Origin of the sequence: Tsukamurella ocularis, from assembly GCF_965138335.1 — a bacterium.
GTDB classification, from domain to species: Bacteria; Actinomycetota; Actinomycetes; order Mycobacteriales; family Mycobacteriaceae; genus Tsukamurella; species Tsukamurella ocularis_A.
Window position 1 is genome coordinate 415,662 of the sequence record NZ_CBCSDV010000001.1, and the last position, 26,462, is coordinate 442,123.

Annotated in this window: 23 protein-coding genes and 1 tRNA gene; 8 read left to right on the forward strand and 16 right to left on the reverse strand. The window is 71.3% G+C overall.

All coding sequences use genetic code 11. The features are described from left to right. Positions 1-94: 94 nt before the first annotated feature. Positions 95-559 (reverse strand): tetratricopeptide repeat protein, encoded by a 465-nt coding sequence (locus ACNAYW_RS02200; RefSeq protein WP_415848110.1) that lies wholly within the window; start codon positions 557-559, stop codon positions 95-97. Between the two features lie 100 nt (positions 560-659). Between ACNAYW_RS02200 and ACNAYW_RS02205 the strand changes: the two genes are divergently transcribed. After that, a complete protein-coding gene (locus ACNAYW_RS02205; RefSeq protein ID WP_415848111.1) occupies positions 660-989 on the forward strand; it encodes a TfoX/Sxy family protein in 330 nt (109 codons plus the stop codon). A 14-nt stretch (positions 990-1,003) separates the two neighbouring features. On the opposite strand, the gene ACNAYW_RS02210 is transcribed toward ACNAYW_RS02205, so the two are convergent. Further along, on the reverse strand, positions 1,004-3,277 hold the full coding sequence (locus ACNAYW_RS02210; RefSeq protein ID WP_415848215.1) for a DEAD/DEAH box helicase: 2,274 nt from the start codon (positions 3,275-3,277) through the stop codon (positions 1,004-1,006). A 409-nt stretch (positions 3,278-3,686) separates the two neighbouring features. On the opposite strand from ACNAYW_RS02210, the gene ACNAYW_RS02215 reads away from it, so the two are divergent. The 3 genes from ACNAYW_RS02215 to topA all read left to right on the forward strand — a co-directional run bounded on the left by ACNAYW_RS02215 (position 3,687) and on the right by topA (position 7,747). Beyond that, positions 3,687-3,890, forward strand: a complete 204-nt coding sequence (locus ACNAYW_RS02215; RefSeq protein WP_068523077.1) for a cold-shock protein — start codon at positions 3,687-3,689, stop codon at positions 3,888-3,890. Positions 3,891-4,024: 134 nt separating this feature from the next. Then, positions 4,025-4,603, forward strand: coding sequence for a hypothetical protein (locus ACNAYW_RS02220; protein WP_415848112.1), 579 nt, complete (start codon positions 4,025-4,027; stop codon positions 4,601-4,603). 171 nt (positions 4,604-4,774) lie between these two features. Next, entirely contained in the window at positions 4,775-7,747 is a 2,973-nt protein-coding gene (topA, locus tag ACNAYW_RS02225) for a type I DNA topoisomerase (protein ID WP_415848113.1), read from the forward strand. Between the two features lie 79 nt (positions 7,748-7,826). On the opposite strand, the gene ACNAYW_RS02230 is transcribed toward topA, so the two are convergent. Continuing rightward, entirely contained in the window at positions 7,827-9,356 is a 1,530-nt protein-coding gene (locus ACNAYW_RS02230; protein WP_415848114.1) for an adenylate/guanylate cyclase domain-containing protein, read from the reverse strand. A 52-nt stretch (positions 9,357-9,408) separates the two neighbouring features. Between ACNAYW_RS02230 and ACNAYW_RS02235 the strand changes: the two genes are divergently transcribed. Continuing rightward, the gene (locus ACNAYW_RS02235) at positions 9,409-10,629 is read left to right on the forward strand and encodes a DNA polymerase III subunit delta' (RefSeq protein ID WP_415848115.1); all 1,221 of its coding nucleotides are present in this window, start codon (positions 9,409-9,411) and stop codon (positions 10,627-10,629) included. A gap of 3 nt (positions 10,630-10,632) precedes the next feature. Here the strand turns inward: ACNAYW_RS02235 and ACNAYW_RS02240 are convergent, their stop codons facing one another. The 3 genes from ACNAYW_RS02240 to ACNAYW_RS02250 form a co-directional block, all read right to left on the reverse strand. Next, on the reverse strand, positions 10,633-12,279 hold the full coding sequence (locus ACNAYW_RS02240) for a serine/threonine-protein kinase (RefSeq protein WP_415848116.1): 1,647 nt from the start codon (positions 12,277-12,279) through the stop codon (positions 10,633-10,635). 85 nt (positions 12,280-12,364) lie between these two features. Beyond that, complete coding sequence (locus tag ACNAYW_RS02245) at positions 12,365-13,858, reverse strand: flavin-containing monooxygenase (protein WP_415848117.1); 1,494 nt, start codon at positions 13,856-13,858, stop codon at positions 12,365-12,367. Positions 13,859-13,999: 141 nt separating this feature from the next. Then, a complete protein-coding gene (locus tag ACNAYW_RS02250) occupies positions 14,000-15,244 on the reverse strand; it encodes a PucR family transcriptional regulator (RefSeq protein WP_415848118.1) in 1,245 nt (414 codons plus the stop codon). A 52-nt stretch (positions 15,245-15,296) separates the two neighbouring features. Here ACNAYW_RS02250 and ACNAYW_RS02255 point away from each other — a divergent pair, with 52 nt between their 5' ends. After that, positions 15,297-16,253, forward strand: coding sequence for an arsenic resistance protein (locus tag ACNAYW_RS02255; RefSeq protein WP_415848216.1), 957 nt, complete (start codon positions 15,297-15,299; stop codon positions 16,251-16,253). 184 nt (positions 16,254-16,437) lie between these two features. Here the strand turns inward: ACNAYW_RS02255 and ACNAYW_RS02260 are convergent. The 5 genes from ACNAYW_RS02260 to ACNAYW_RS02280 form a co-directional block, all read right to left on the reverse strand. Then, positions 16,438-16,513, reverse strand: a tRNA-Thr gene (locus ACNAYW_RS02260). Between the two features lie 117 nt (positions 16,514-16,630). Further along, positions 16,631-16,813 carry a hypothetical protein gene (locus ACNAYW_RS02265; RefSeq protein ID WP_415848119.1) on the reverse strand — a complete coding sequence of 61 codons (183 nt, stop codon included), beginning with the start codon at positions 16,811-16,813 and terminating at the stop codon, positions 16,631-16,633. 144 nt (positions 16,814-16,957) lie between these two features. Next, the gene (locus tag ACNAYW_RS02270; RefSeq protein WP_415848120.1) at positions 16,958-17,953 is read right to left on the reverse strand and encodes an ABC transporter substrate-binding protein; all 996 of its coding nucleotides are present in this window, start codon (positions 17,951-17,953) and stop codon (positions 16,958-16,960) included. 64 nt (positions 17,954-18,017) lie between these two features. Beyond that, a complete protein-coding gene (locus tag ACNAYW_RS02275; RefSeq protein ID WP_415848121.1) occupies positions 18,018-18,293 on the reverse strand; it encodes a type II toxin-antitoxin system antitoxin in 276 nt (91 codons plus the stop codon). After that, on the reverse strand, positions 18,293-19,213 hold the full coding sequence (locus tag ACNAYW_RS02280; RefSeq protein ID WP_415848122.1) for an SPFH domain-containing protein: 921 nt from the start codon (positions 19,211-19,213) through the stop codon (positions 18,293-18,295). The genes ACNAYW_RS02275 and ACNAYW_RS02280 overlap by 1 nt, the downstream gene beginning before the upstream one ends. Positions 19,214-19,488: 275 nt before the next feature. Here ACNAYW_RS02280 and ACNAYW_RS02285 point away from each other — a divergent pair, with 275 nt between their 5' ends. Further along, positions 19,489-19,971 (forward strand): SgcJ/EcaC family oxidoreductase, encoded by a 483-nt coding sequence (locus ACNAYW_RS02285; protein WP_415848123.1) that lies wholly within the window; start codon positions 19,489-19,491, stop codon positions 19,969-19,971. A gap of 162 nt (positions 19,972-20,133) precedes the next feature. After that, the gene (locus ACNAYW_RS02290) at positions 20,134-20,874 is read left to right on the forward strand and encodes a hypothetical protein (protein WP_415848124.1); all 741 of its coding nucleotides are present in this window, start codon (positions 20,134-20,136) and stop codon (positions 20,872-20,874) included. Between the two features lie 87 nt (positions 20,875-20,961). On the opposite strand, the gene ACNAYW_RS02295 is transcribed toward ACNAYW_RS02290, so the two are convergent. The 5 genes from ACNAYW_RS02295 to ACNAYW_RS02315 are packed head-to-tail and all read right to left on the reverse strand — an operon-like array spanning position 20,962 to position 26,442. Further along, positions 20,962-21,588, reverse strand: a complete 627-nt coding sequence (locus ACNAYW_RS02295; protein WP_415848125.1) for a PaaI family thioesterase — start codon at positions 21,586-21,588, stop codon at positions 20,962-20,964. Between the two features lie 3 nt (positions 21,589-21,591). Continuing rightward, positions 21,592-22,764 (reverse strand): lipid-transfer protein, encoded by a 1,173-nt coding sequence (locus ACNAYW_RS02300; protein ID WP_415848126.1) that lies wholly within the window; start codon positions 22,762-22,764, stop codon positions 21,592-21,594. Then, the gene (locus ACNAYW_RS02305; protein ID WP_415848127.1) at positions 22,761-23,177 is read right to left on the reverse strand and encodes a MaoC family dehydratase; all 417 of its coding nucleotides are present in this window, start codon (positions 23,175-23,177) and stop codon (positions 22,761-22,763) included. The genes ACNAYW_RS02300 and ACNAYW_RS02305 overlap by 4 nt, the downstream gene beginning before the upstream one ends. After that, a complete protein-coding gene (locus ACNAYW_RS02310) occupies positions 23,174-24,166 on the reverse strand; it encodes a bifunctional MaoC family dehydratase N-terminal/OB-fold nucleic acid binding domain-containing protein (protein ID WP_415848128.1) in 993 nt (330 codons plus the stop codon). Before ACNAYW_RS02310 ends, ACNAYW_RS02305 begins: the two co-directional genes overlap by 4 nt. Then, positions 24,163-26,442, reverse strand: a complete 2,280-nt coding sequence (locus ACNAYW_RS02315; RefSeq protein WP_415848129.1) for an acyl-CoA dehydrogenase — start codon at positions 26,440-26,442, stop codon at positions 24,163-24,165. Before ACNAYW_RS02315 ends, ACNAYW_RS02310 begins: the two co-directional genes overlap by 4 nt. Positions 26,443-26,462 lie beyond the last annotated feature (20 nt).

Sequence of the window (26,462 nt, forward strand, 5' to 3'; positions counted from 1 at the left end):
GCGCGCCGGTGATCGCTGTCGCGTCGTTTTCCGGCGGTCCGGCCTGCCGTCGTGTGCCCACTGTGGTCGCAGCTCCGCCGCGAATCCCGTTCGCTCAGCCCTCGATCAGCGCAGCGGCATAGCGGCGCGCCGAGATCCGGTAGCGGGGGAGGTGGTCCGCGAGGGCGTGCATCGTGGAGGCGAGTGCCTCCCGCTCGCGCCCGAGATCCGCAAGCATCAGGGCGCGGAACACGACGACGGCGTCGTCGAGCCCGTCACCCGAGCCGGTGTCGAGAGCGGCGAGCAGCCGGAGTCCTTCGTCCGGTGCGCCGAGGTTGCGCAGGGAGCTCGCAAGCTGGATCGTCGCCTGGCGCGCGCGGTGCTCGTCGAGCCCGGCCTCCAGCGCCGCTCGGTAACCAGCCACGGCGAGGTCGGGGCGGCCGAGCGCGTCGTGCGCCCCGGCCCCCCTCGAACAGGCGCACGCCCTCGGGCACCTCGGGGTCGGCGACGGTGCGTTCCATCCGGGCGAGGAACGCGGCCGGGGCATCGGTGTCCAGGTGCCGCCAGACCGCGTCGACATCGTCTTCCCACGCCATCCGATCGGTCGTCACTCCGCCACCGTAGTTCCCGATCGCCGGCGAGGTGCTGCGCGCAGCCGAAGACCGGCGCACACTGGGGCGGTGGCGTACGACGAGGGACTGGCGGACAGGATCCGGGACGCGATCGACGGGCGGTCCGGCGTCGTGGAGAAGCGGATGTTCGGCGGGCTGGCGTTCCTCGTCGACGGACACATGGCGATCGCCGCGAACAGCAAGGGCGAGTCGATGGTGCACCTGGACCCGGACGTCGCGGAGGAGCTGCTCGGGCCGCACGTGCGGCGCACCGTCATGCGGGGGCGGGAGATGCGCGGCTGGCTCGACCTCGATGCGGAGGCGACGGCCTCGGACACCGAGCTCGCGGAGTGGGTGCGGCGCACCGTCGACTACGCGCGGTCGCTGCCGCCGAAGTGACCGGGCCCGGGGTCTCAGCCGGCGGCCACCGCCGCGAGCACCAGGTCGAGCACGAGCACGGCGCCCTCCTTGTCCAGCGGGTCGTTCCCGTTGCCGCACTTGGGCGATTGCACGCACGACGGGCACCCCGACGGGCACTCGCACGCCGCGACCGCGTCGCGGGTCGCGACCAGCCACGTGGCGATCGACTCGTAGCCCCGCTCGGCGAATCCCGCACCGCCGGGGTAGCCGTCGTAGACGAAGATCGACGGCAGGCCGGTGTCGTCGTGCAGCGCGGTCGAGAGCCCGCCGATGTCCCAGCGGTCGCACGACGCCACGAGCGGCAGCAGGCCGATCGCCGCGTGCTCGGCGGCGTGCAGCGCGCCCGGCCAGCGTTCCGGCACCAGGCCGGCGCCCTCCAACACCTCCGGGGTGAGGGTGATCAGCGCGGCGCGGGTCGCGAGCGTGGTCTCGGGCAGGTCCAGCTCGACCGCGTCCATCACCTCGCCGCTGCGCAGCGTCCGCAGGTAGCCGACCACGCGGCTGGTCACCTCCACCGAGACGAACCGCGCCGTGACCTCGCCCAGTACCTCCGTCGAATGCACCGCGGTCACGTGCACGTCCAGGTCCTCGCGCGCGGATGTCGTCCACTCCGGCTCCTCCGCGTGCACGAGCGCCAGCCCGTCGTCGAGGTCCAGCTCGTCCACCACGTAGGACTCGCCCTGGTGCACGTGCACCGCGCCCTCGTGCACCGTCGACAACGCCCGGGCGAAGTCGACGGTCCCCAGCAACCGGCCGGTGGCCTCCTCGACGATGAGGATCTCGCTGCCCGCGCCGCCCCGGATGTTCACGCCCGCATGGGGATCGATGCCGGCGGCGAGGAAGTAACCCGCGGGCCGCTCGCGCAGCAGGCCGTCGGCCACCAGCCGCCCCACCACGTCGACGGCGCCGAGCGTCCCGACCTCCGCTCGCGTGAGCGGGATCTCGCTCGCGGCGCACAACAGTTGCGGCCCCAGCACGTACGGGTTCCAGGGGTCGGTGATCGTCGCCTCCACCGGACGGCCCAGTAGCGACTGCGGGTGGTGCACCAGATAGGTGTCCAGCGGATCGTCGCGGGCGATCAGCAGGATCAGCGAGCCCTGACCGCGCCGCCCGCTGCGCCCCGCCTGCTGCCAGAACGAGGCGACGGTACCGGGGAAGCCCGCTATCAGCACCGCGTCGAGGCCCGCGATGTCCACGCCCAGTTCCAGCGCGTTCGTCGTGGCCACGCCGAGCAGCGCCCCGTCGTTCAAGCCCTGTTCCAGCCGGCGGCGGTCCTCCGCGAGATACCCCGCCCGGTAGGCGGCGATCCGTTCCGCCAGTTCGGGCGTCGCCTCGGCGAGCATCCGACGGGCCGAGAGCGCGACGGTCTCCGCGGACCGTCGGGACCGGACGAAGGCGAGGGTGCGCGCTCCCTCGACCACCAGGTCCGCGAGCATCCTGGCGGCCTCCGTGGTGGCCGCGCGGCGGACCGGCGCCCCGTTCTCGCCCTCGAGGTCGGGCAGCAGCGGCGGCTCCCACAGCGCGACGGTCCGCGGTCCGTGCGGGGACGAATCCTCGGTGACGGCAACGCACTCCGCCCCGATGAGCCGTGACGCCGCGCCAGCCGGATCCGACGTGGTGGCGGATGCGCAGATCACCGTGGGCGTGCTGCCGTACTTCGCGGCCACCCGCAGCAGCCGGCGCAGGACGAGGGCGGTGTGCGAACCGAAGACGCCGCGGTAGTGGTGGCACTCGTCGACCACCACGTACTGCAGACCGCGCAGGAAGCGGGCCCACTTCGCATGCCGCGGAAGAAGTCCCACGTGCAGCATGTCCGGGTTGGTGAACACCCAGCGGCTGTCGGAGCGCGCCCAGCGTCGCATCTCCTGCGACGTGTCGCCGTCGTACATCGCCGGGGAGGCGTCGGCGGGGCCGTACGCCGTGGTCAGGCGGACCGCGGCCCGATGCTGGTCGGTGCCGAGCGCCTTCGTCGGCGACAGGTACAGCACCGTCGCCCGGGGATCGTCCGCGAGTGCCGCGAGCACCGGCAGTTGGTAGGCGAGGGACTTGCCGGAGGCGGTCCCCGTCGAGATCACGACGTGCCGGCCCGCGTACGCGTGCTCCGCGGCCTCGATCTGGTGCCGCCACGGCTCGCGCACGCCCTCGTCGACCAGTCCCTCCCGCACGCGGGGCGGGACCCACGCCGGCCACGGGGCGAATTCCGCTCGGCGTGACGGGATGTCCGCGACGTGGGTCAGGCTCTCGGTGCCGGAGCCCGAACCGGCCATGACGCGGTCGAGCAGTTCCCTGCCGAAGGTGTTGTGCTCCACCGTGATAGCCCCCGCATCGACGCGCAGTCCGGGCGGCCGGACGGGCCGTGGACGTGCCGGTCGTCCAGTCTAGCGGCGACGGTAACGGACCGTCGTCCGGTGGGACGGCGGGTGAACAGAAGGCGAAATCGCTCCGCCCGCTGTCGCTCGATGGGAAATCGTGATTGACTGTATGCGGTCGCAGCTCCCGCCGGGGTCCGTCAGGGACCATCGGGGGATCGATGTTGCGGGCGTGGTACTGAAGGTTTTTGTGTGCGGTCTCCGCAAACGGCTCCAGAAAGTATGGCGGCCGGAACCGGCCAGGAGTCGCACCCCACTCGGGGAACGGTTCCTACACCGGTAGAAAGACAAGTTAGGAAACATCTCAATGGCACAGGGAACTGTGAAGTGGTTCAACGCGGAGAAGGGCTTCGGCTTCATCGCACCGGCCGACGGCTCGGATGACGTGTTCGTCCACTACTCGGAGATCCAGGGCAACGGCTTCCGTACCCTCGAGGAGAACCAGCTCGTGGAGTTCGAGGTGGGCCAGGGCACCAAGGGCCCGCAGGCCACCGGCGTCCGCGCTCTCTAAGAAACCCCGCACCACGCGATAAGAGTTTCTCGCAGCACCCCTCCGCCTTCTCGGCGGAGGGGTGCTGTGCATTTCACGGCCTGTTCGACGTGTCGGCGGTGCCGCGGCGCACCACGGCCCTCTAGGCTCATCACGTGTCCCAACTGTCACTCTTCTCCGCCGAGCAGACCGAGCCGTCGCCCCGCGACCTCGCCGGCCTGCTCGCCTCGACGGGGCAGATCGTGCAGGTGGGAGGGAGTGCTCGGGTCTCCGTGGTCGTCGCCGATCAGTGGCGCGCCGAGGCGATCGCCGTGATGATCGAGGAGGCGGGCCTGCGCGCGCAGCTGGACACCTCGGAGGAGGGGAATCCGCTGGTCCGGACGCTCGCGGCGCCCGAACTGCAGCCGATGGCCGTCGCCTGGACGCGCGGCGCGGCGAAGGCGGCACCGTCGACCTGGGTCCCCGGCCCGCGTGCCCTGCGCGCCTGGTCGCTCGCCGGCGGCGACGTGGACGGCGTGCACTACCTCCTCGCCCTCGACCAGCACGCGCCCGAGAGCGCCCCCATCCTCGCGACGGCCCTGATGCGGGCCGGCGTGGCGCCCACCCTGGTGGGCACCCGCGGCACGAAGCCCGCCCTCCGGGTGTCCGGGCACCGTCGTCTCCTGCGCCTCCGCGAGAGCATCGGCGACCCGCCCGAGCACCCCGACGCGGGCGCGCACTGGCCGCAGCCCTGACGCCTCGATCGGGACCGTCCGACGGAATCCATGAGGCGTGCAGCGGCCCCTGTATATAAGGTGGGGCCCGAGGTGCGGCAGAATGGGCACCGGAGTGGCCGCCTACGTCGCAAGTGACGCACGGGGTCGAGGTGGTGACGCAGGTGCCACCGGAACAGATCAGGAGGGTCCATGGCGGCACGAGGGAAGGCAGCAGCTGGAGACGGCCTGCATCGTCTGGTGATCGTGGAGTCCCCCGCCAAGGGCAAGAAGATCGGCGACTTCCTCGGCCCGGACTACACGGTCCGCGCGTCGATGGGCCACATCCGCGACCTCCCCAGCCGTGACAACCCGCTGCCCGAGGCCGACCAGGGCAAGCCCTGGGCCCGCCTCGGCGTCGACGTGGACCACGACTTCGAGGCCCACTACGTCACCTCCGCCAGCAAGCGCTCCACCGTCTCCGAGCTGAAGTCCCTGCTCAAGCAGGCCGACGAGCTCTACCTCGCGACGGACGGTGACCGCGAGGGCGAGGCCATCGCGTGGCACCTGCAGGAGGTGCTCAAGCCCAAGGTCCCGGTCAAGCGGATGGTCTTCCACGAGATCACCCAGCAGGCCATCCAGGCCGCCGCGGAGGAGCCGCGCGAGCTCGACATGAACCTCGTCGACGCGCAGGAGACCCGCCGCATCCTCGACCGGCTCTACGGCTACGAGGTCAGCCCCGTGCTGTGGCGCAAGGTCAACCAGGGCCTGTCCGCCGGCCGCGTCCAGTCGGTCGCGACCCGCATCATCGTCGACCGGGAGCGCGAGCGCATCGCCTTCCGCACCGCCGGGTACTGGGACATCGCCGCGCAGCTCGACGCCGGCGCCGAGGCCACCCCGCGCACCTTCGGGGCGCGGCTGGTCACCGTCGACGGCGATCGCGTCGCCACCGGCCGCGACTTCGACGCGCAGGGGCAGCTCAAGAAGCCCGCCGGCATCACGGTGCTCGACGGTGCCCGGGCGAACGCCCTGGTGGCGGGCCTGCAGGGCGCCAGCCTGACGGTGACCTCCGTCGAGGAGAAGCCCTACACCCGCAAGCCCTACGCGCCGTTCATGACCTCGACGCTGCAGCAGGAGGCGAGCCGCAAGCTGCGGTTCAACACCGACCGCACCATGCAGATCGCGCAGCGCCTCTACGAGGGCGGCTACATCACCTACATGCGTACCGACTCGACCACGCTCTCGGAGACCGCCATCGCCGCGGCCCGCGAGCAGGCGGGCCAGCTGTACGGCCCCGAGTTCGTGCACCCGACGCCGCGGCAGTACACCCGCAAGGTCAAGAACGCGCAGGAGGCGCACGAGGCGATCCGTCCGGCGGGCGAGACCTTCCAGACGCCGGGCGCGCTGGCGTCGGTGCTGAACTCGGACGAGTTCCGCCTGTACGAGCTGATCTGGCAGCGGACCGTCGCCTCGCAGATGGCCGACGTCAAGGGCACCACCCTGAGCCTGCGCATCGGCGGCGCGGCCTCGACCGGTGAGAGCGTCGAGTTCGCCGCCTCGGGCCGCACCATCACCTTCCCGGGCTTCCTCTCGGCCTACGTCGAGACCGTGGACGACCAGGCCGGCGGCGAGGCCGACGACGCCGAGTCGCGGCTCCCGCAGCTGGTCAAGGGGCAGGCCATCACGGCCGCCGAGCTGGCCGCCGCCGACCACGTCACGAGCCCGCCCGCGCGCTACACCGAGGCCTCGCTGGTCAAGACCCTCGAAGAGCTGGGGATCGGCCGACCGTCGACCTACGCCTCGATCATCAAGACCATCCAGGACCGCGGCTACGTCGTGAAGAAGGGCAACGCCCTCGTCCCGCAGTGGGTGGCCTTCGCGGTGATCGGCCTGCTCGAGGGCCACTTCGGCGGCCTCGTGGACTACAACTTCACCGCGTCGATGGAGGACGACCTCGACGAGATCGCCGGCGGCCGCGAGGGCCGCGTCGACTGGCTCACGCGGTTCTACTTCGGCGACGGCGGACCCGAGGGCGACGGTGCGGCGGTCTCCGGTGCCGACGGCCCCGGGCCGGACAGCCCCGGCCTGAAGAACCTCGTCGCCGCGAACCTCGACGCCATCGACGCCCGCGCCGTCAACTCGATCCCGCTCTACACGGATCCGGACGACAACGTCGTCTACGTGCGCGTCGGCCGGTACGGCCCGTACCTGGAGCGCACCGTCGCCCCGAAGGAGGGCGAGACCGAGCCCCAGGTCCAGCGCGCCAACATCCTCGCGTCGATGACCCCCGACGAGCTCACTGAGGAGGTCGCGGAGAAGCTCTTCGCGACCCCGCAGGACGGCCGCCCGCTGGGCATCGACCCGGCCACGGGCCACGAGATCGTCGCCAAGGAGGGCCGCTTCGGCCCGTACGTCACGGAGATCCTGCCGGAGCCCGAGAAGGACCCCGAGGCGGAGGACCTGGACGCCGAGGCCGCGAAGCCGAAGACGCGCAAGAAGAAGGCCGACGCGCCCAAGCCGCGCACCGGCTCGCTGCTCAAGACGATGGACATCGAGACCGTCACCCTCGAGGACGCGCTGCGACTGCTGTCGCTGCCCCGCGTCGTGGGCGTCGATCCCGAGTCCAAGGAGGAGATCACCGCCCAGAACGGCCGCTACGGGCCGTACCTGAAGAAGGGCACCGACTCCCGCTCGCTGGCCACCGAGGAACAGCTGTTCACGGTGACCCTCGAGGAGGCGCTCAAGCTGTACGCGGAGCCCAAGCGACGGGGCCGCGGCGCGGCCGCCGCGCCGCCGCTGCGCGAGCTGGGTAACGACCCGGTGTCCGGCACCCCGATGGTGATCAAGGACGGCCGGTTCGGCCCGTACGTCACCGACGGCGAGACCAACGCCTCGCTCCGCAAGGGCGACGAGGTCGCGACCATCACCGACGAGCGCGCCTCCGAGCTGCTCGCGGACCGTCGCGCGCGGGGACCGGTGAAGAAGAAGGCGACCAAGAAGGCGGCGGCCAAGAAGGCGCCGGCCAAGAAGGCGCCCGCCAAGAAGGCGGCGGCGAAGAAGGCCCCGGCCAAGAAGGCCGCCGCGAAGAAGACCACGGCCGCGAAGAAGACCGTCGCGAAGAAGACCACGGCAGCGAAGAAGGTCGCGCCCTCGACGGAGTCGGCGGCGACGTCGAACGCGGAATAGGGCGTCGCCCGGAGATTGCCAGCGGTTCCGGCGGCGATGACCTGGGATTCCGTCGCCGAAACCACTGGCAACCGTAGGTTCAGTCGTCGACGGGGCGAGCCAGTTGCGTGAGCTGCCCGCGTCCGCGCAGCTCGATGGCCTCGCCGAGTGCCCACATGTCCTGCTCGGCGGGGGTCGCGGCCTCGACGGCCCGTCCGGCCGCGAGCAGTGACGAGGGCTCGGACTTCGCGATCTCGGTGATCCGCGCGGCCTCGTTCACGGGGTCGCCGATCACGGTGTACTCGAAGCGGGCCTTGGCGCCGATGTGTCCGGCGACCACCTGGCCGGCCGAGACGCCGATGCCGAAGCCGGTGCCGCCGAGGACCTCGCTGAGCTGGATCCGCATCTCGCGCGCCGCGGCCAGTGCTGCGCCCGCGGCGTCCGGGTGGGGGAGCGGGGCGCCGAAGATGGCGAGGGCCGCGTCGCCCTGGAACTTGTTGACGAAGCCGCCGTGCAGGTCGACGAGGTCGACGACGACCTTGAAGAAGTCGTTGAGCAGGTCCACGACCGCCGCGGGCTCCTCCGTGACGGCCAGCTTCGTCGAGCCCACCAGGTCGACGAACAGCACGCCGACCTCGTTGATCTCGCCGCCGAGGTGGGTGCCGTGTTCGAGGGCTTGGCGCGCGACGTCCTGGCCGACGTACCGGCCGAACATGTCGCGCATCCGCTGGCGCTCGGCCAGATCGTGCACCATGTCGTTGAAGCCCGCCTGCAGGAGGCCCAGCTCGCTGGAGTCGTAGATCTTCACGGACGCCGTGAAGTCCCCGTCGCGCACCTTGCGCTGCGCGCTGAACAGGTCGCGGATGGGGTCGCCGATGGACTTCGCGGCCCGCACGGTGCCCAAGAGGCCCGCGGCGAGCGCGACCACCGAGAGCAGGAGCACCGGGTTGATCAGGGTCGGTGCGTCCGGGTCGATCACGCCCGACTCCTGCGAGACGACGACCATGATGATGCCGACGATCGGCGTGGCCGTGCCGAGCACCCAGCTGAGCAGGATGCGGGTGGTGACCGACAGTCCGGCCGAACCGTGCGGCTCCTGCGCCAGCGCGGCGACGGTGATCGGCCGCAGCACGCGCTCGGTCTGCATGTAGCTCAGTGCGCAGGTCGTGATGGCGCCCAGCAGCACCGTCAGGGCGACGACCACGCGGATCCCGCCGGGCGAGTTGAAGTTGATGACCACGAAGATGGCGCCGCCGATGAGCCAGAAGATCGCCTGCATGAGGGCCATCCGCAGCGGGATGGCGAGGGCCCGGCGGGAGATCTCGGGGTCGTACGGGGCGCTGCGCCGGTGCCAGCGCAGCACCGGCAGCACCAGGCGGAGCCCGATCAGCATGCCGAGCACGCTCGCGGCGACGAGGTACGTGATGAAGACGAGCAGGTTGACGCCGCTGATCTCCTGCAACTGCACCGATTGCTGCACGGGCAGCGCGAAACGCAGGAAGCCGAAGACGAAGACCGCGCCCAGGATGTTCGACCGCAGGATGTCCAGCGCGAAGATGGGCCAGGGGGTCTTGGCGAGCCACCGCGCCAGTCGCAGTGCGCGACTGAGTCTGCTCCTGGGTGCTGCCACCGCTCCAACTTAGCCTGCGTGGACAGTCGGATGGGAGGGCTAGGGTAGGGGGGTGAGCTCAGTGTTCGATCGCCTGGTGGGGCAGGAAGCGGTGGTGGTCGGCCTGCGGGCCGCTGCCGCGGCCGCGCGCGAGGTCGTCGCGAGCGGGGGCACCGTCGCCGATCTGGCGGGATCGTCCATGACGCACGCCTGGCTGTTCACGGGCCCGCCCGGTTCGGGGCGGTCCGTCGCGGCCCGGGCGCTCGCCGCGGCCCTGCAGTGCGACGACCCGGGCGAACCCGGGTGCGGACGCTGCCGCGCGTGTACGACGGTGCTGGCGGGCACCCACGCCGACGTGCGGTCCATCGCGCCCGACGGCCTGTCCATCGCCGTCAAGCAGATGCGCGAGGTGGTGGCCGATGCCTCGCGGCGGCCGTCCGTCGGGAACTGGCAGATCGTGCTCATCGAGGACGCCGACCGGCTCACCGAGCAGGCGGGCAACGCGCTGCTGAAGATGGTCGAGGAGCCGCCCGCCCAGACGATCGTGCTGCTGTGCGCGCCGACCGTCGACCCGGAGGACATCTCCGTCACGCTGAAGTCCCGGTGCCGGCACGTGCCGCTCGTCACACCGTCGGCGCCCGCGATCGCCGCGGTGCTGGAGCGGGACGGCATCGACGCCGAGCGTGCGGCCTGGGCCGCGGGCGTCGCGGGCGGGCACGTCGGGCGGGCCAAGCGCCTGGCGACCGATCCGGAGGCGCAGAAGCAGCGCAAGCAGGCGCTGGGCCTGGCGCGCGCGGCCACGTCCGAGGGCGTGTACGGCGTCGTCGAGCAGCTGCTGCGCGACGCGGAGAGCACCGCCAAGGAGCTCAACGCCGACCTCAACGAGCGGGAGACCGAGGACCTCAAGACCGCGCTCGGCGCGGGCGGCGTGGGCCGCGGCACCGGAGGCGTGATGCGCGGCTCGGCCGGTCAGCTCAAGGACCTGGAGAAGCGGCAGAAGGCGCGCGGCACCCGCGCGGTGCGCGACGCCCTCGACCGCGCCCTCATCGACCTCGCCGCGCTGTTCCGCGACGCGCTGGTGCAGGGCGCCGGTGCGGAGGTCACGCTCATGCATCCCGACGAGGCGGAGCAGACCCGTCGGCTCGCGGGCTTCGCGCGCCCCGAGGGCCTGCTGCGCTGCGTCGAGTCGGTCCTGGAGTGCCGCGAGGCCATCGACCTCAACGTCAAGCCCGTGGTCGCGCTGGACGCGATGGCCGCGGGCGTCTCGTCGGCCCTGCGGGACCACCGCCGCTAGCCGCTAGCTGCCCTTGAGCTGCACGTGCTCGAGCATCGTGGACCACTGGCCGTTACCGACCTGGACCAGCCCGGTGATCCATACCAGAACGTACTTCGACGACGGTGCGTCGCTCGCCGTGAAGTCGGTATCGCCGTTCGACAGCGTCCCGCTCCACACCCGCTGCGTGTCGTCGATGGAGCTCGGCGACGCCGAGTCCGCGATGCGGACCTCGACCGTCGAGCCGGAGCTCGGAGAGGTGATGGTGCCGGACGTGATCCGCGTCGCCTTGTCCAGTGTGATGAGTAGGCCCGTGCCCTGCTTGAGCCCGCCGAAGCCGGGGCCGGACTTGTAATAGTCGGTGCGCCACGACGGCTTGTCGCCGGTGAGGATGTTCTCCGCCGACTTCGATGCCTCGGCGCCGCCTTGGTAGTAGAGCTGCTTGACCGAGGAAGCGGTCACCGTCGAGCCGCCACCGGACCCGCCCAGGCCGCCGACCGACGGCTTGACCAGGTAGAAGACCCCCGCGGCCAGCGCGACGATGACGACGGCGGCGAGTGCGGCCACGGCCCGGCCCCAGCGGCGGGGCTTCGCGGGCGGCGGCGCGACGGGCGCCTCCTGCCGCGCGGACGCGGGCAACTGCTCGGCGCGGGTGGGCGCGGGCTGCGCCGCGGTGTGCGGGCCGGGGTACTCGCCGGTCGGGACGTACTGCCCCGTCGGCGGCCCCGGGTAGGGCGCGGTGCCGGGCCCGGCGTGGGCGCCCGTGTGCTCGCCGGTGTACGCAGGCTGCCGGGCCGTGCCGGCCGGGGTCGCCTGGGGTGCGGTGCCCGCGGGCGGCGACGACGGCGCCTCCCCGCGCAGCCCCGCGACGAACTCGGAGCACGTGGCGTACCGGTCCTCGGGGCGCTTGGCGAGCGCCTTGCGGAAGACGGCGTCGAGGTGGCCCGGCAGCGCGGGATTGCGCGCGGTGATCTTCGGCGCGGGCTGATTCAGGTGCGCCGCGATGACGGCCGCGGGGGAGTCGCCGGGGAACGGGGGTTCGCCCGTGAGCAGCTCGAAGACGGTGCAGCCCAGCGAGTAGAGGTCGGCCCGGTTGTCGAGGATCTTGTTGTCGAAGGCCTCGGGCGACATGTACGCCATGGTCCCGACGGTGATCCCGGTCGACGTGACGCCCACGGCGTCGCCCGCGGCCTTGGCGATGCCGAAGTCCGCGAGCTTGACCTGCGGCGCACCGTCGGAGTCGAAGGCGACGAGGATGTTGGCGGGCTTGACGTCGCGGTGGGTGATGTTCGCGCGCCGGTAGGCGTAGTCCAGGGCGGCCCCGGCACCGTCGGCGATGTCGATCGCGAGCGACAGCGGCATGGGGCCCCGCTCGGCGACCATGCGCGCGGTGTCCGGCCCGGCGACGTACTCCATCGTGATCCAGAGCCGTCCGTCGACCTCGCCGCGGTCGTACAGGTGGATGATGTTGCGGTGGTTGAGCTGTGCAAGCACGTAGGCCTCGCGGTCGAACCGCGCCTTGTACTGCGGGTTGCTGCTGACGGAGGTGTGCAGCAGCTTGAGCGCGTCCTGCCGGGGCAGACGCGGGTGCTGGACGAGGTACACCTCGCCCATGCCGCCGCCGCCGAGCTTGCGGACCACCCGGTAGCCCGCGACCTGCTGCTCGTTCATCCGTCCCCTCGAAACACGCGACCGCCCGTCGGCCGCACCGAGTCAACGGTAGCGGTAGACGGGCGGCAACGGTGATCGTCGCAGGTCAGACGGTGACCTTGGCGTGCTTGCTGGAGCTCAGGCGCAGGCCGGACTCCTCGCCGAAGGAGAGCTCGCTGTTCAGGCGCTTGGCGTCCTCGAAGTAGCTCATCGACATGCGCCAGTCGTCGGCCTCGCCCTGGCGGGGGAGCTCGGCGAGCGCGCGCTGGACGTAGCCGGCCTCGAAGTCGAGGGCGGGGCGGGTCGCCATGTCGGGATCGGCGACGGCGACGGCGGTGTCCAAGCCCTTGGCGTCCATGGTGGAGATCAGCTTGGTGATGTACTTCCACAGCATCCCGACCTTGAGCGTCCACGACGAGTTCGTGTAGCCGATGGCCAGGGCGGCGTTCGGGACGCCCGAGAGCATCGCGCCGCGGTGGATGACGGCGTTCGGCACGTCGACGTCGCGGCCGTCGACCGAGAGCGTCACGCCGCCGAGCAGCTTGAGCTTGAGGCCGGTCGCGGTCACGATGATGTCGGCGTCGAGGTGCTCGCCGCTCGCCAGCTCGATGCCGGTCTCGTCGAAGGTCGCGATCCTGTCGGTCGCGACGTCCGCCTTGCCGGAGCGGATGGCCTTGAACAGGTCGCCGTCCGGGACGGCGCACAGGCGCTGGTCCCACGGGTTGTACGGCGGGTTGAAGTGCACGTCCACCGGGTAGCCCTCGGGGAGGCGCTTGGCGTTCTCGTTGCGGATGATCTTGCGCGCGAGATCCGGGAACCGCTGCGCGAAGACGTACACGCCGCGCTGCTGCCAGATGAACCGCTTGCGGCTCAGGTCGTGACCGATCTTGTGGCCGAAGACCTTGTGCAGGGTGTTCGTGATCGGGTCCTGCTTGGGCACCGGCATGATGTAGCTCGGCGTGCGCTGCAGCATGGTGACGTGCGCGGCGGGCTTGTCGCCGGTCAGCAGCGACGGGACCAGGGTCACCGCGGTCGCGCCGGAGCCGATGACGACGACCTTCTTCCCGCTGTAGTCCAGGTCCTCCGGCCAGAACTGCGGGTGGATGACCTGCCCGGCGAACGTGTCGCGGCCCGCGAACTCGGGCGTGAAGCCCTGCTCGTAGTCGTAGTAGCCGCTGCCGAAGAGCACCCAGCTCGCGGTGAGCGTGATGCGCTCGCCCGCGTGGTCGACCTGCACGGTCCAGCGGCCGTCCTCGCTCGACCAATCGGCCGCGACCACCCGGTGGTCGTAGCGCACCTTGTCGACGAGGTCGTTCTCGACCATCGTCTCCTGCAGGTAGTCGAGGATCTTGTGCGCGTCGGCGATGGAGTCCTTGGACTCCCAGGGCTTGAACTCGTAGCCGAAGGTGTGCAGGTCGGAGTCCGAGCGGATGCCGGGGTACGTGAACAGGTCCCAGGTGCCGCCGAAGGTCGACCGACCCTCCAGGATCGCGAACGACTTCCCGGGCAGCTCGGTGCGGATGTAGTGGCCGGCGCCGATGCCGGAGATGCCGGCCCCGATCACGAGGATGTCGAGGTGCTCGGGCGTGGTGCTCGTCATACTTGTCTCTCCTGGTCCGAGGGCTCAGTGATAGAACCGATGACCTACTCTCTCGCTCGACGAGGTGTCGAGGCCAGCGCAGAGTGCACCCGGATGCTCACCGGCCTGGTGCAGATCGTCACGCCAGGCCGTCAGGCCGCATTACGCGGGAGCGTCGGGGCCGAGCCAGCGCAGCACGTCGAGCGCGACGGCCACCCCGGTGGGGTTGTCGGCGAGGGGGCGCGGCAGCAGCTCGTCGGCCCTGGTCAGGCGGCGGATCACGGTGTTGCGGTGGGTGTAGAGGCGCTCCGCGGTGCGGGAGGTGTTGAACTGCTCGGCGACGTAGGCCGCGACGGTCTCCCGCGTCTCCTGATCGGCGGTGAGCAGGTCACCGAGCGTGTCGCGCACGAACTCGTCGGCCTTCCCGGTGTCGCTGGTGACCAGCGAGATCAGCGCGATGTCGTCGTATCCGGCCACCCGCCGCCGGGTGCGCAGGCGCGTCATCACGCGCTGCGTGGTGCCGGCGTCGAGGTGGCTGCGGCGGAATCCGTCGAGATCCTCGCCCGGCCGCCCGATCGCGACGCGCACCTCGGGGTGGTCGGCCAGTTCGCGGGCCAGGTCCGCGGAATCGAGGACGACGGTGCCCGGCAGCCACAGCCACAGCGCCGACGCGCTCGCCACCACGGTCAGCGGCCGGGGCGTCCCCGCGCGCCGGGCGAGGGCGTGCGCAGCGGCATCCAGGTCGCCGACGGTTCCCGTCGTCCAGATGACCGCCGCGGTGTGCGGCCCGGTCAGGCGGTAACCGAGCTGCTGCTCGGCGCGCGGCCGGGTGATGGGGGCGCCCTCCAGGATCAGCGAGACCGCGGCCAGACGGTCCGCGTTCGTCCCGGTGGTCAGCTGCTCGCGTTCCCCCGCCATGCGGAGCGTGATGGCGTCGATGGTGTCGTCGACGTACGTCGACATCGACGCCCAGGTCACCGCCAGGAGCTCCCGCAGCTCGGCGGGGTCGTCGGTGAGCTCGAAGCAGACGTTCATCCACAGCGTCCACGCGGTGTTGAGGCCCTTGCGGTAGGTGTCGATGCCGTGCAGATCGAGGCCGCGCCGGACCAGGTCGCGGGCGACGGCCAGGGCGTCCGCGGAGTCGATGTTGGGCGGCACCCGGCGGCCGGGGTGGGCCAGGTTGTGCGCGGCCCAGTGCAGCATGACGGCGGTGTCGGAGTTGCGGACCAGCTCGGCGAGGGTCGGGTCCGCGGCGATCGGCGAGAGGATGACGCCGGTCAGCGTGGCGTCCTGCAGCGAGGTCACCCACTCCTCGGGCGCGTTGTTCGCGAACTCCGCGGCGCGGCGGATCAGCTCCTTCACGCGGTCCGAGGGCTCGGGCCAGCTCTGCTCCGTCGGCGCACCCATGCGTGGAACCCTACTGACCCGGCGCCCGAACTAGGGTGTCCGCGTGACGGGAATGCGGTCGGCGGCCGAGTGGGCGGAGGCGCACCAGGTCCCGCTGTACCTTGCCGGGCTGGCTCTCGGGGCCGCGCTCGGCCTCTCCGTCCCGACGGTGGCGGGCCCCGCCGAGGCCGTCATCAACCCGGTGCTCGCGCTGCTGCTGTACGCGACCTTCCTCGGCATCCCGTTCGCGCGCATCGGGGAGGCGCTGCGGGACGTGCGCTTCCTGGGCACCGTGCTGGCGGTGAACTTCGTCGCGGTGCCGGTCGTCGTGTTCGCGGTGTCGCGGATCGTCGCGCACGACCGGGCGCTGCTCGTGGGCGTGCTGTTCGTGCTGCTCACGCCGTGCGTCGACTACGTGATCGTGTTCAGCGGCCTCGCGGGCGGGGCGAAGGACCGGCTGCTCGCCGCCGCGCCGCTGCTCATGCTGGTGCAGATGGTGCTGCTGCCGGCGTACCTGTGGCTGTTCGTCGGAGCCGACGTGGTGCGGACCGTCGAGTACGGGCCGTTCGTGGAGGCCTTCGGGTGGGTGATCGCGGTGCCGCTGCTGCTCGCGGGAGCGACCCAGTGGGCGGCCGCCCGGACCCGATGGGGCGCTGCGCTCGCGGACGGGGTGGCCGGCGCGATGGTGCCGATCATGGTGCTGACGCTGGCCGTCGTGGTGGCCTCGCAGATCGCGGGCGTGCGCGACCAGCTCTCGTCGCTGCTGCTCACGATCCCGGTCTACGTGCTGTTCGCGGCGGTGATGACCCCCGTCGGCGCGGTCGCGGGCCGGCTCGCCGGGCTCGACGTGCCGAGCCGGCGCAGCGTGGTGTTCAGTGGTGTCACGCGGAACTCGCTGGTGATCCTGCCGCTGGTCCTCGCTCTGCCCGCCACCTATGCGCTGGCGCCGCTGGTGGTCGTGACGCAGACCCTCGTCGAGCTGGTGGTCATGGTGCTCTTCGTCCGCCTGATCCCGCGCCTCCTACGCTGACGGGTGAGATGAGCCCAGGGACACGCAGGGAGGTCGGTGAGTGGCAGATGCGACCACCACCTGTGCGCGCGCATCCGCTCGGAGTGAGGCGACGGCACCGTCAGGTCCAACGGCCGGCTTTCGATGTGTGGCGACGCCGACACAGAAAAAGCCGGGTGCTGGAACCGGCTTGACCTGTGATTGCTGGAGCTGCCTGCGAGAATCGAACTCGCGACCTTTTCATTACGAGTGAAGCGCTCTACCGACTGAGCTAAGGCAGCGTGGTCACCCGCGAACGCGTGACCGAGGACCAAGTGTACTGACCACCCTCGCGACCACCAAATGAGCCGCTCAGCTGGGGCGCTCGCAGGCACCAGCTCTCTCGGGCATCGTCATGATCATCGCCGCCGCGGGAGGATTCGGACCAGGAAGAACACGATGACCGCGACGATCAGAAGCGCCGGCACGCCGAAGACGATCCCGAAGAAGATCGTCATTCCGGCGTCCATGTCCTGTGCGCACTCCGGCGTCCGTGCGCATTCGCTCAGCCCGGACTCGGCGAGTATCGGCACCGTCGTCATGATCCGATGCTACGGAAAACCCGATGACCGCCAGTGACGCCCCGGACAAGGCCTGACCTTGTCACTGGCGGTCACGATTGCATAGTCGCCCGTGTGGGGCCCGGGCTCGCGCCGCCGGCCACCGCACGCCCCGGCACCGTCGACCTACTTCCCCGAGATCCACGCCGGGATCACGGGACCGGGCACGTCGAAGGCCTTCGCGATGTCGGCGAGGATGTGGTACGCGCCCTGCACGCTCACGGCGCTCATCCACTCGGCGTCCTTGACCTCGACGGTGCGCGGCTCGAGCGGCGCCCACAGCGGATTCTGCCGGTAGGTGTTGAGCGAGTCGACGCCCTTGTCGCCGTTGGTGGTCACGAAGATCTTCGTGCCGTCGGCCGACGGGATGCGCTCGGCGCTGATCTCGGTCATGAACTCATCGATGTTCTGCGACTCCGGCCGCGCGAGGCCGGCGTCCTGCAGGACGATGCCGGAGAACGACTTCTTCGCGTACAGGCGCGTGGGGCCGTCGAGGAAGCGGACCACAGAGATGGTGGTGTCCGGCCCGGACTTCGCCTTCACCGCGGAGCCCACGGCGCGGGCCTGCGCCTCGTACTCGGAAAGGCGCTTCTCGGCGAGGCTCTCCTTGCCGAGGGCCTTCGCCAGCAGCCGGATGTTGTCCTTCCACGTGGGGCCTGTGGTCTCGCTGAAGACCGTCGGCGCGATGCCGGTGAGCTGCTCGTACTCCTTCGCGTGCCGCACCTTGGCGCTCACGATGAGGTCGGGCTTCACCGCGACGATCTTCTCCAGCGACGGGGCCGCCAGCTTCCCGACGCTCTGCGCCTCGGCCCCGTAGTTCGTCGCCGACGCGCCCAGGTAGTCGGGGAGCTTGCTGCCCAGGGTGTTGTACTCGGTGAACGCGACCACCTGGGTGTCGAGCATGAGCGTCGCGTCGGTGAACGAGGCGTCCAGCGCGGCGACGCGCTGCGGCCGGCTCGGGATCGTGGTGCTGCCCATCGCGTGCTCGACGGTCCGCGGGAACGCGCCGTCGCCGGCGGTGCTGCTGCCGGTCGTCGTGTCCGACGGTGCGCCGCTGCCGCACGCCGTGAGCGCGCCGATCGTGAGCACGGCGAGCGTCACGCGCGCCAGGGAGAGCTTCATGGGTTCCGGGCTTCCTTCCTCCCCGCGTGCATCACGAGGATCGGGAGGGAAGGTTACGCTCGCCTTACTGGTCGGGCAACGATGATGAGCGCTGGTCAGGGTTTGCAGGTGGCCGCCCGGGCCGGCGCATCGGTTGCACCTTCCGCGGCATCCGGCCCGCGTCGTCGAGCGCCCGGCGCAGCAGGAACTCGATCTGCGCGTTGACGCTGCGCAGATCGTCCGCGGCCCATTTCGCGAGCGCCTGGTAGACGGAGGGATCGATCCGGAGCGGGACCGCCTTGCGGCCCCGCTCCGGTCGGTCGCCCGCGGCGGGGCGCTCGGGGGAGTCGGTCGAGCCCACTAGCTGTACAGGCTCCCCGTGTTCACGACAGGCGTGGTGCGGCTGTCGGAGCACAGCACCACCAGCAGGTTCGAGACCATCGCCGCGCGCCGGTCGTCGTCGAGCTCGACGGTGCCGTTGTCCTCGAGCCGGGTGAGGGCGTTCTCGACGATGCCGACCGCACCCTCGACGATCTTCTCCCGCGCTGCGAGCAGTGCGGAGGCCTGCTGCCGCTGCAGCATCGCCTGGGCGATCTCGGGGGCGTACGCCAGCGACGAGATGCGGGCCTCGAGGATCTCCAGGCCGGCCAGCTCGACCCGGGCGGCCACCTGCTCGGCCAGCTCCGCGGCCACCTGGTCGGTGGACCCGCGCAGCGACGTCGCGCCGGCGACCGCGTCGTCGGCGTCGTACGGGTGGCTCGTGGTCACGTGGCGGAGCGCGGACTCGGCCTGGGAGACGATGAACTCCTCGTAGTCCTCCACGGCGAAGGTGGCCCGGGCGGTGTCCGCGACCTGCCACACGATGATCGACGCGATGTTCACCGGGTTGCCCGTCGAATCGTTGACCTTCAGCTCGGCGGTCTCGAAGTTGTGCACGCGCACCGAGACCCGCTGGCGCGTGGTCAACGGCAGCACGAGCCCGAGGCCCTGCGTGCGCACGGTGCCGACGTACCGGCCGAAGAGCTGTACCACCAGGGTGTGCCCGGGTGCGACCACGACGACCATGCTGATCAGCAACAGCGCCACGATGCCGAGCAGCACGCTCCCCACGATCAGCACCGGCGCCTGCGCCGAGATCGACAGCACGACTAGGCCGACGGCTCCGGCGACGAGTGCGAGGAAGCCGAAGAACGCGGCGACGGCGGCGCCGGCCCCGGCGTGCCACGCCGCCCGCTCCGTGACGGCCACCTGGGTGTCCTCCGGTTGAACGATGCCTGTCATCACCCCTCCTTATTCTGATATCACTTATCTAAGTGATATCAGTTTTTCTTTCGCAGCGTCAAGGACGCGTCAGGGTCCCGTCAACATCCCTTCCGGTCGGTGCGGGCCGGCAATAGCGTTCCGAGCCATGACCTTCCTGCTGATCGTGACGGGCGTGCTGCTGGTGCTGCGCCTGGTCAACGAGCTGTACTACCGCCATGTCGATCGACTGTCGATCGAATCGCGCTGAACCGAAGGCTTGACCTCAACCGGGGTTGATAAGCGAGCCTGGAGGCATGGCTGACGACCTCTCGCGGGACCGCCCCCGCGACCTTCCGGACATCCTCGGCGACGGCGCGGACGCCGACGCCACGGCGATCGTGGACTTCGTCGTCGAGGTGCTCGAGGCGCAGCGCGCCGGCAGCGTCCCGCGCGTGCGCTCGCTGTTCCGCGACGACGCCGTCTGGACCACGGCGCACGGTCGGCGCCTGCACGGCCGCGCCGCGATCGACGCCTTCCTCGCGCGCACGGTGCACGGATCGATGGCGCGCGGCGCCGCCGACTACGTCGTGGAGCGGGTCCTGTTCATCCGCCCCGATGTCGCCGCGGTCAGCGTCCGGGTACGGCCCCTCGGCCCCGACGGTGCGCCGCACCCCGCGGTCCCCGACGCCGCTCCGCTGTACGTGCTGTCCAAGGACGACGGGGCCTGGCGCATCGCCGCCGCGCAGTCGACCGCCGTCTTCGACGATCCGGCGACGGAGCACCGGCGCGCCGGGTAGCCTTCGCTCGGCATCCTCCCGCGGTGACGTGCCGCTCGCGCATTCCTTCGCGAACGACTTCCGGGAAAAATGGAACGTGTTACAGTTCTGCCCACGAGACCGTGAGCGTCGAGCCGTCCTGCCTGGGCTTTTCCGACGGCGCTGCGGGAAAGGGGTAGCACCATGGCGACATCACAGCCCGAGACCGACGACCTGACCGACGACGTGACCGACGGGCCCGGCACCGGCGCGGGCGAGTCCGCTTCCGAGTCCGCGGCGTCGGAGACCACGGCGAAGATCACCACCGCGAAGGCTCGCAAGCCCGCGCCGAAGGCCGCGAAGGCCCGCCCGGCGGCGGAGCAGGCCGAGGAGGCCGCGCCCCGCGGCATCGTCGTCACGCCGCTCATGCTGGCCCTCTCGGCCGTCGTGGTGCTCCTGGCGGTGGCCGCCACCGCCTTCGGATTCCTCTGGCAGTCGGCGGCCTCCGACCGGGACGACGCGCGCGATCAGCTCGCGGCGGTGACCGAGACGCAGGACACGAACGCCCGCGCCGAGGACATCGCCAAGAAGTACGCGATCGGCGCCGCCACCATCGACTACCAGAACCTGGCCGCGTGGCGCACCGCGCTGACGGCCGGCACCACGGACGAGCTCGCGAACCAGCTCCGCGAGGCGTCCACGCAGTTCGAGCAGGTCGTGGTGCCGCTGCAGTGGCAGTCCACCGCGACCCCGCTCGGCACCATCGTCGCGTCCAACAAGGACGGACTGATCACGCTCAACGTCTTCGTGAACATGATCACCAAGAGCACGCAGCGCCCCGAGGGCATCCCGTCGACGGCGACCTACACGCTGACGATCGACACCAAGCAGGACTGGAAGATCAGCGACGTGCGCGGCATGGACGCCGCTCTGTCCGGCAAGTAGCCGTCTCCCACACGAAACGGCGCNGCCCCTCGGGGCCGCGCCGTTGTCGCGTGTCGACGGTGTCGACGGTGTCGCCGTGCCGGCGGGTCAGGGCTGGCCGGGGAGCAACTGCACCATGAGTCCCTCGCCGTCGGCGAGCAGGGTGCCGTCCTCCTCGGTGAGCCTCGCGGTGATGAAGGTCTTCCGACCGTCCACGCGGTCGACCTTGCCCTCGATGACCAGCGGCACGTCGAGCGGCGTCACCTTGCGGTAGTTGACGTGCAGGTAGGCGGTGCGGCTGATCGGGCGCTTCGCGGCGTAGACCACGTTGCCGAAGTTGTCGTCGAAGATCAGCGGGAGCACGCCGCCGTGCGCGACCCCGCCGCCACCGAGGTGGTATCGGCGCAGCACGCCCCGCGCGACGACCGACTCCTCGTCGAACTTCTCGACGTGGAAGGGCGGCATGAGCAGGCTGCCGCGACCGGGCAGCTTCATGCTGCGATTCGCCGGCCCCTTGCCCTCGCGCGCCGCGAACGGCGCCAGGAGTTCGACCAGTTCCGCGGCGCGGTCGCGGGCCTCGGCGAACACCTCGTCGGGTGCGTCGACACACACCGCGAGGTCCTGCAGCCGGCGCATGTTCTCCACGAAGTCGCCGAACGACGGCGGGGGAGTGGCCTCCCGAAAGCGCGGGATCTCGCTCCGCAGATCCACCTTGTCCGAATCCGGCTCACTCATTCCTCAGACCTTACTCAGTACCAATCCGCTGGTCGGAACCCCGGTGCCGGCAGTGACCACGGCCCGCTCGGCGCCCGCGATCTGATTGGCCGCCGTCCCGCGCAGCTGGCGCACGGCTTCGGCGATGCCGTTCATCCCGTGGATGTACGCCTCGCCCAGCTGCCCGCCGTGCGGGTTGAGGGGCAGGGCCCCGTCGAGTTCGCAGGTCCCGGCGGCCAGGAACGACGGTGCCTCGCCCCGTCCGCAGAAGCCGAGCTCCTCCAGCTGCATGAGTACGTAGGGGGTGAAGTGGTCGTACAGCACCGCCAGATCCATGTCCGACGGTGCCATCCCCGCCTGCGCCCACAGCTGGCCGCCGACCACGCCCATCTCGGGCAGGCCGGTGAGGCCGTCGCGGTAGTAGCTGGTCATCACGTACTGGTCGGGGCCGCTGCCCTGCGCCGCGGCGGCGATCACCGCGGGCGTCCGCCTGAGGTCGCGGGCACGCTCGGCGCTCGTGATCACCAGCGCCACACCGCCGTCCGACTCCTGGCAGCAGTCCAGCAGGTGCAGCGGCTCGGCGACGAAGCGGGAGTCCTGGTGCTCCTCCAGCGTGATCGGCTTGCCGTAGAACCATGCCTTGGGGTTGGTGGCGGCCCGCGCCCGATCGATCACGGCGACGTGGCCGAAATCCTCGCTGGTGGCGCCGAAGTCGTGCATGTAGCGGCGTGCCGCCATCGCAACGGTGGCCGCGGGGGTGGCGATCCCGGCGGGGTAGTGGAAGGCGTTGTCGATGCCGTTCGTGTTCACCTGCTGCGCAGCGGCGTTCGAGACCTGTCCGAACCGGTGCCCGGACCGCTCGTTGAAGGCGCGGTAGGCCACCACGACGTCGGCGACGCCGGTGGCCACGGCCATCGCCGCCTGCTGCACGGTCGCGGCCGCCGCACCGCCGCCGAAGTTGATGCGGCTGAAGAACTTCAGCTCCGGTACCTGCAGCTCGCGGGCCACCGCGATCTCCGAATTGGTGTCCATCGTGAAGGTCACCAGGCCGTCCACGTCCTGCGGCGTCAGGCCGGCGTCGTCCAGCGCGGCCCGCACGCACTCCACAGCGAGCCGCAGCTCGCTCCGTCCGGAGTCCTTGGAGAACTCGGTCGCGCCGATCCCGGCGATCGCGGCCCTGCCGCTCAGCCCGCTCATGCCGGCAGTACCACGGTCGCCGTGCCCGAAATGTGATCGCCCAGGCTGTCCTTCGCGGTCACGGCGATGGTGACAGCGGCACCGTCGACCTCGGTGACCGTGCCCGAGAAGTGCAGGGTGTCGCCGGCGTAGCAGGGCGCGCCGAGACGGATGGAGATGTTCCGCACGAAGGCCTCCGGGCCCGCCCAGTCGGTCACGTACTTCTGGACCAGGCCGTTGTCGGTGAGGATGTTCACGAAGATGTCCTTGCTGCCGCGGGCGTGCGCCGCGTCGCGGTCGTGGTGCACGTCCTGGAAGTCGCGGGTCGCGATGGCCGTGGTCGCCACGAAGGTCGTGCTCGCGTGGATCGTCATGGGCGGCAACGCGGCACCGACGGCGACCGCCTCGGCGCGCAGGGTGGTGGGGTACGTCATCGGGCCTCCCAGGCGGGCAGGGTCAGATCGTCGTCGACTCTGAGAAACACACTGCGGACGGGCATGCCGATCTCCACCGCGGCGGGGTCCACGTCGATCAGCTCGCCGAGCACGCGCACGCCCTCGTCGAGCTCCACGAGCGCGACCACGAAGGGCAGGCGCTTGCCGGGAACCTTGGGATGGTGATGCACCACGAAGCTGAACACGGTGCCGGTGCCGGGGGAGACCACGTAATCGGGGACGAGCCCCAGGTCGCCGCCCGGGTCCATCGGTCCCGGCGGGTGTCGGAGCGTCTCGCCCCAGCGCTGGATACGCAGCTCACCGGCCTTCGCGCCCTCCCAGTAGAAGGCGGTGTCGCGCGAGACCACCGGCCGCAGGACGCCACCCGCGTAGGCGGAGGCGTCCACGATGCGGCCGCTCGGGCCGGCGTCGGGCACGACGGCTTCGGCGGTATCGGGCCGTTCCGCGGCGGGCGGACGGAACTTGAGGATGCGGAAGACCATCTCGGCCACCACCTCGTCGCCCACGCGCCACAGCGTGCGCGTGGTGAAGAACCAGCCCTCGCCGAGCCCGGTCTTCTTCGGGCCCACCACGTCCTCGAGGCGCGACGAGGCGGTGATCTCCTCGCCGGGCCGCACGTGCCGGTGGTAGGTCTGGTCCGAATTGGTCGCGACGACCGAGGTGAAGCCGAGCTCGTCCAGGGCCTCGGTCATGAGGCCGAGCGGGTCGTCGCCGGCGCGCTCGCCGTGCAGGCCCCGCATGGACCACACCTGCGCCATCGCGGGCGGGGCCACCGGCCCGCCGAACACCGACTGCTCCGCGAACGCGGGGTCCGCGTACAGCGGGTTGGCATCGCCGATCGCCTCGGTCCAGTTGTTGATCATCGGCTGGTTCACGGGATCCCGGCCGGCGCGCGGCGCGGAATCGCCGAGCGCGCGGATCCGCTCCGCCGCGGCGAGCACGGCCGCGGTCGTGTCCGCCGCGGTCATCGCGGCACCCGCGGCAGCTGCAGGCCCATGAGGGCGATCAGCTCGCGCTGGATCTCGTTGACGCCGCCGCCGAAGGTGAGCACCAGGTGCCGTTTGGCCTGCACGTCGAGCCAGTGCAGCAGCTCGGCCGTCGCCGGTTCGGCCGGGTCGCCGTGCGTCCCGACCGTCTCCTCGAGCAGTGCGGTGAGGCCCTGGATCCGGTCGGAGCCGAAGACCTTCGTGGCGGAGGCGTCCGCGACGTCGACGGGGCCGCCGGCCTCCGCGGCCGCGACCTGCCAGTTGAGCAGCTCGTTGATGAGTTCGGCCGCGCGCACCCGGGCGAGCGCCTCGGCCACGTCGGGCTCCCCGAGCAGTTCCTGCTCGTGCGCCCAGGCGTCCACGCGGTCGTACAGGGCGCCGATCCGGCCCGACGGGCCGAGCATGACCCGCTCGTGGTTGAGCTGGGTGGTGATGAGCTTCCAGCCCTCGTTCTCGACTCCGACGAGCATGTCCACCGGGACGCGGACGTCGTTGTAGTAGGTGGCGTTCACGTGGTGCGCGCCGTCGGCCGTGATGATCGGCGTCCAGCTGTAGCCGGGGTCCTTGGTGTCGAGGATGAGGATCGAGATGCCCTTGTGCTTGGGCGCATCGGGATCGGTGCGGACGGCCATCCACACGTAGTCGGCGTCGTGGCCGCCGGTGGTGAAGATCTTCTGCCCGTTCACCACGTAGTGGTCGCCGTCGCGGACCGCGGTGGTGCGCAGCGATGCGAGGTCGGTGCCCGCCTCCGGCTCGGTGTAGCCGATCGCGAAATGCACCTCGCCCGAGAGGATCTTCGGCAGGAACTTCGCCTTCTGCTCCGCCGTGCCGAAGGCCTGGAGCGTCGGCCCGACGGTCTGCAGCGTGACCGACGGCAGCTGCACGTCGGCGCGCGCCGCCTCGTTGACGAACAGGTACTGCTCGATCGGGCCGAAGCCCTTGCCGCCGAACTCGGTGGGCCAGCCCACCCCGAGCCGATCGTCGCGGCCCATTCGCAGCACCACGTCGCGGAAGACGTCGCCGTGCCGCTGCACCAGCATCGCGGTGCGTTCCTCCGGAGTCATCAGGGTCGAGAAGTAGTCGCGCAGCTCGGCCTGCAGGGCGCGCTGCGCGGTGGTCAGCGCGAGGAACCGCCCCGATTCGTCCGCGCTCGTCGCGTCGTCGCGGTGCGCGGTGACCAGCGCCCGCACGGTCTGCGGGACGCCGCCCACGAAGCGGGTGAGGTCCTTGATGGTCGAGTAGAACCGGTGCAGCGGGTACGTCGCGTCCACGCCGATGCCGCCGTTCAGATGGTGGCAGGTCCGCACGGCCGACGGTGCCTCCGCGGCCAGCCAGTGGGCCGCGAGCGCGGTGGCCTCCTCCGCCGGCGAGCCGGTGCCGATCCGCCAGGCGGCCGAGGCCGCGGCCAGATGCAGCGTGCGGGAGGCGATGTAGACGTCGGCGATCTGCTGCGCCACCGCCTGGAAGGCCCCCAGCGGGCGGCCGAACTGCTCGCGCTTGCGCAGGTGGTCGACGGTGAGCGCGAGAGCGCCGGCGAGCGCACCATCGGCGATGGCGGCCGCGCCGGCGAGGCCGCACTCGCGCACGGCCTGCGCGACGGTCCCGTCGGTGGACCCGCCCAGTACGGCCTCGGCCGGTACTTCGACACCGGCGAGGTCGACGGTGCCCTCCGGCGTCCCTGCGGACGTGGGGCTCGGCGAGACGCTCACGCCCGGCGCGGACGCGGGCACCACGAAGACCGCGGCGCCGTCGTCGGTCGCGGCGCTGACCAGGAGATGCGTGGCGTGTTGCGCGTAGCCGACGGCCACCTTCCGCCCGGTCAGCGCCCAGCCGCTCGCGGTGCGCACGGCGCGCGTGGACGGGGCCGCGGGCACGGCCGCCCCGGCCTCGCCCAGCGCACCCACGATCAGTTCGTCGCCGGTCAGGGCCGTGGGGAGGAGCCGCTCACGCTGCTCGGCGGTCCCGTGCGCGGCGACGGGGAGGATTCCCAGCGCGAGCGCCGGCAGCACCGGGGCGGCGATCGCGAGCCGGCCGGCCTCGGCGAGCACCGCGGCCACTTCCTCGGCACCGAGACCGGCGCCGCCGAGGCTCTCGGGGGCGGGGAGGCCGAGGAGGTCGGCCCGGGCGAGGTCCGCCCACGTCGCGCGCCAGGCGTCCCCGGTCTCGGCGCCTCCGCTCTCGCGCGCGGCGGCGTGCCCGAGCACGTCGGCCGCGAGGCCGGCGACGGCCACCTGGTTCTCGTCCGGACGGAAGTCCACGCGCACTCCTGATCTCGATA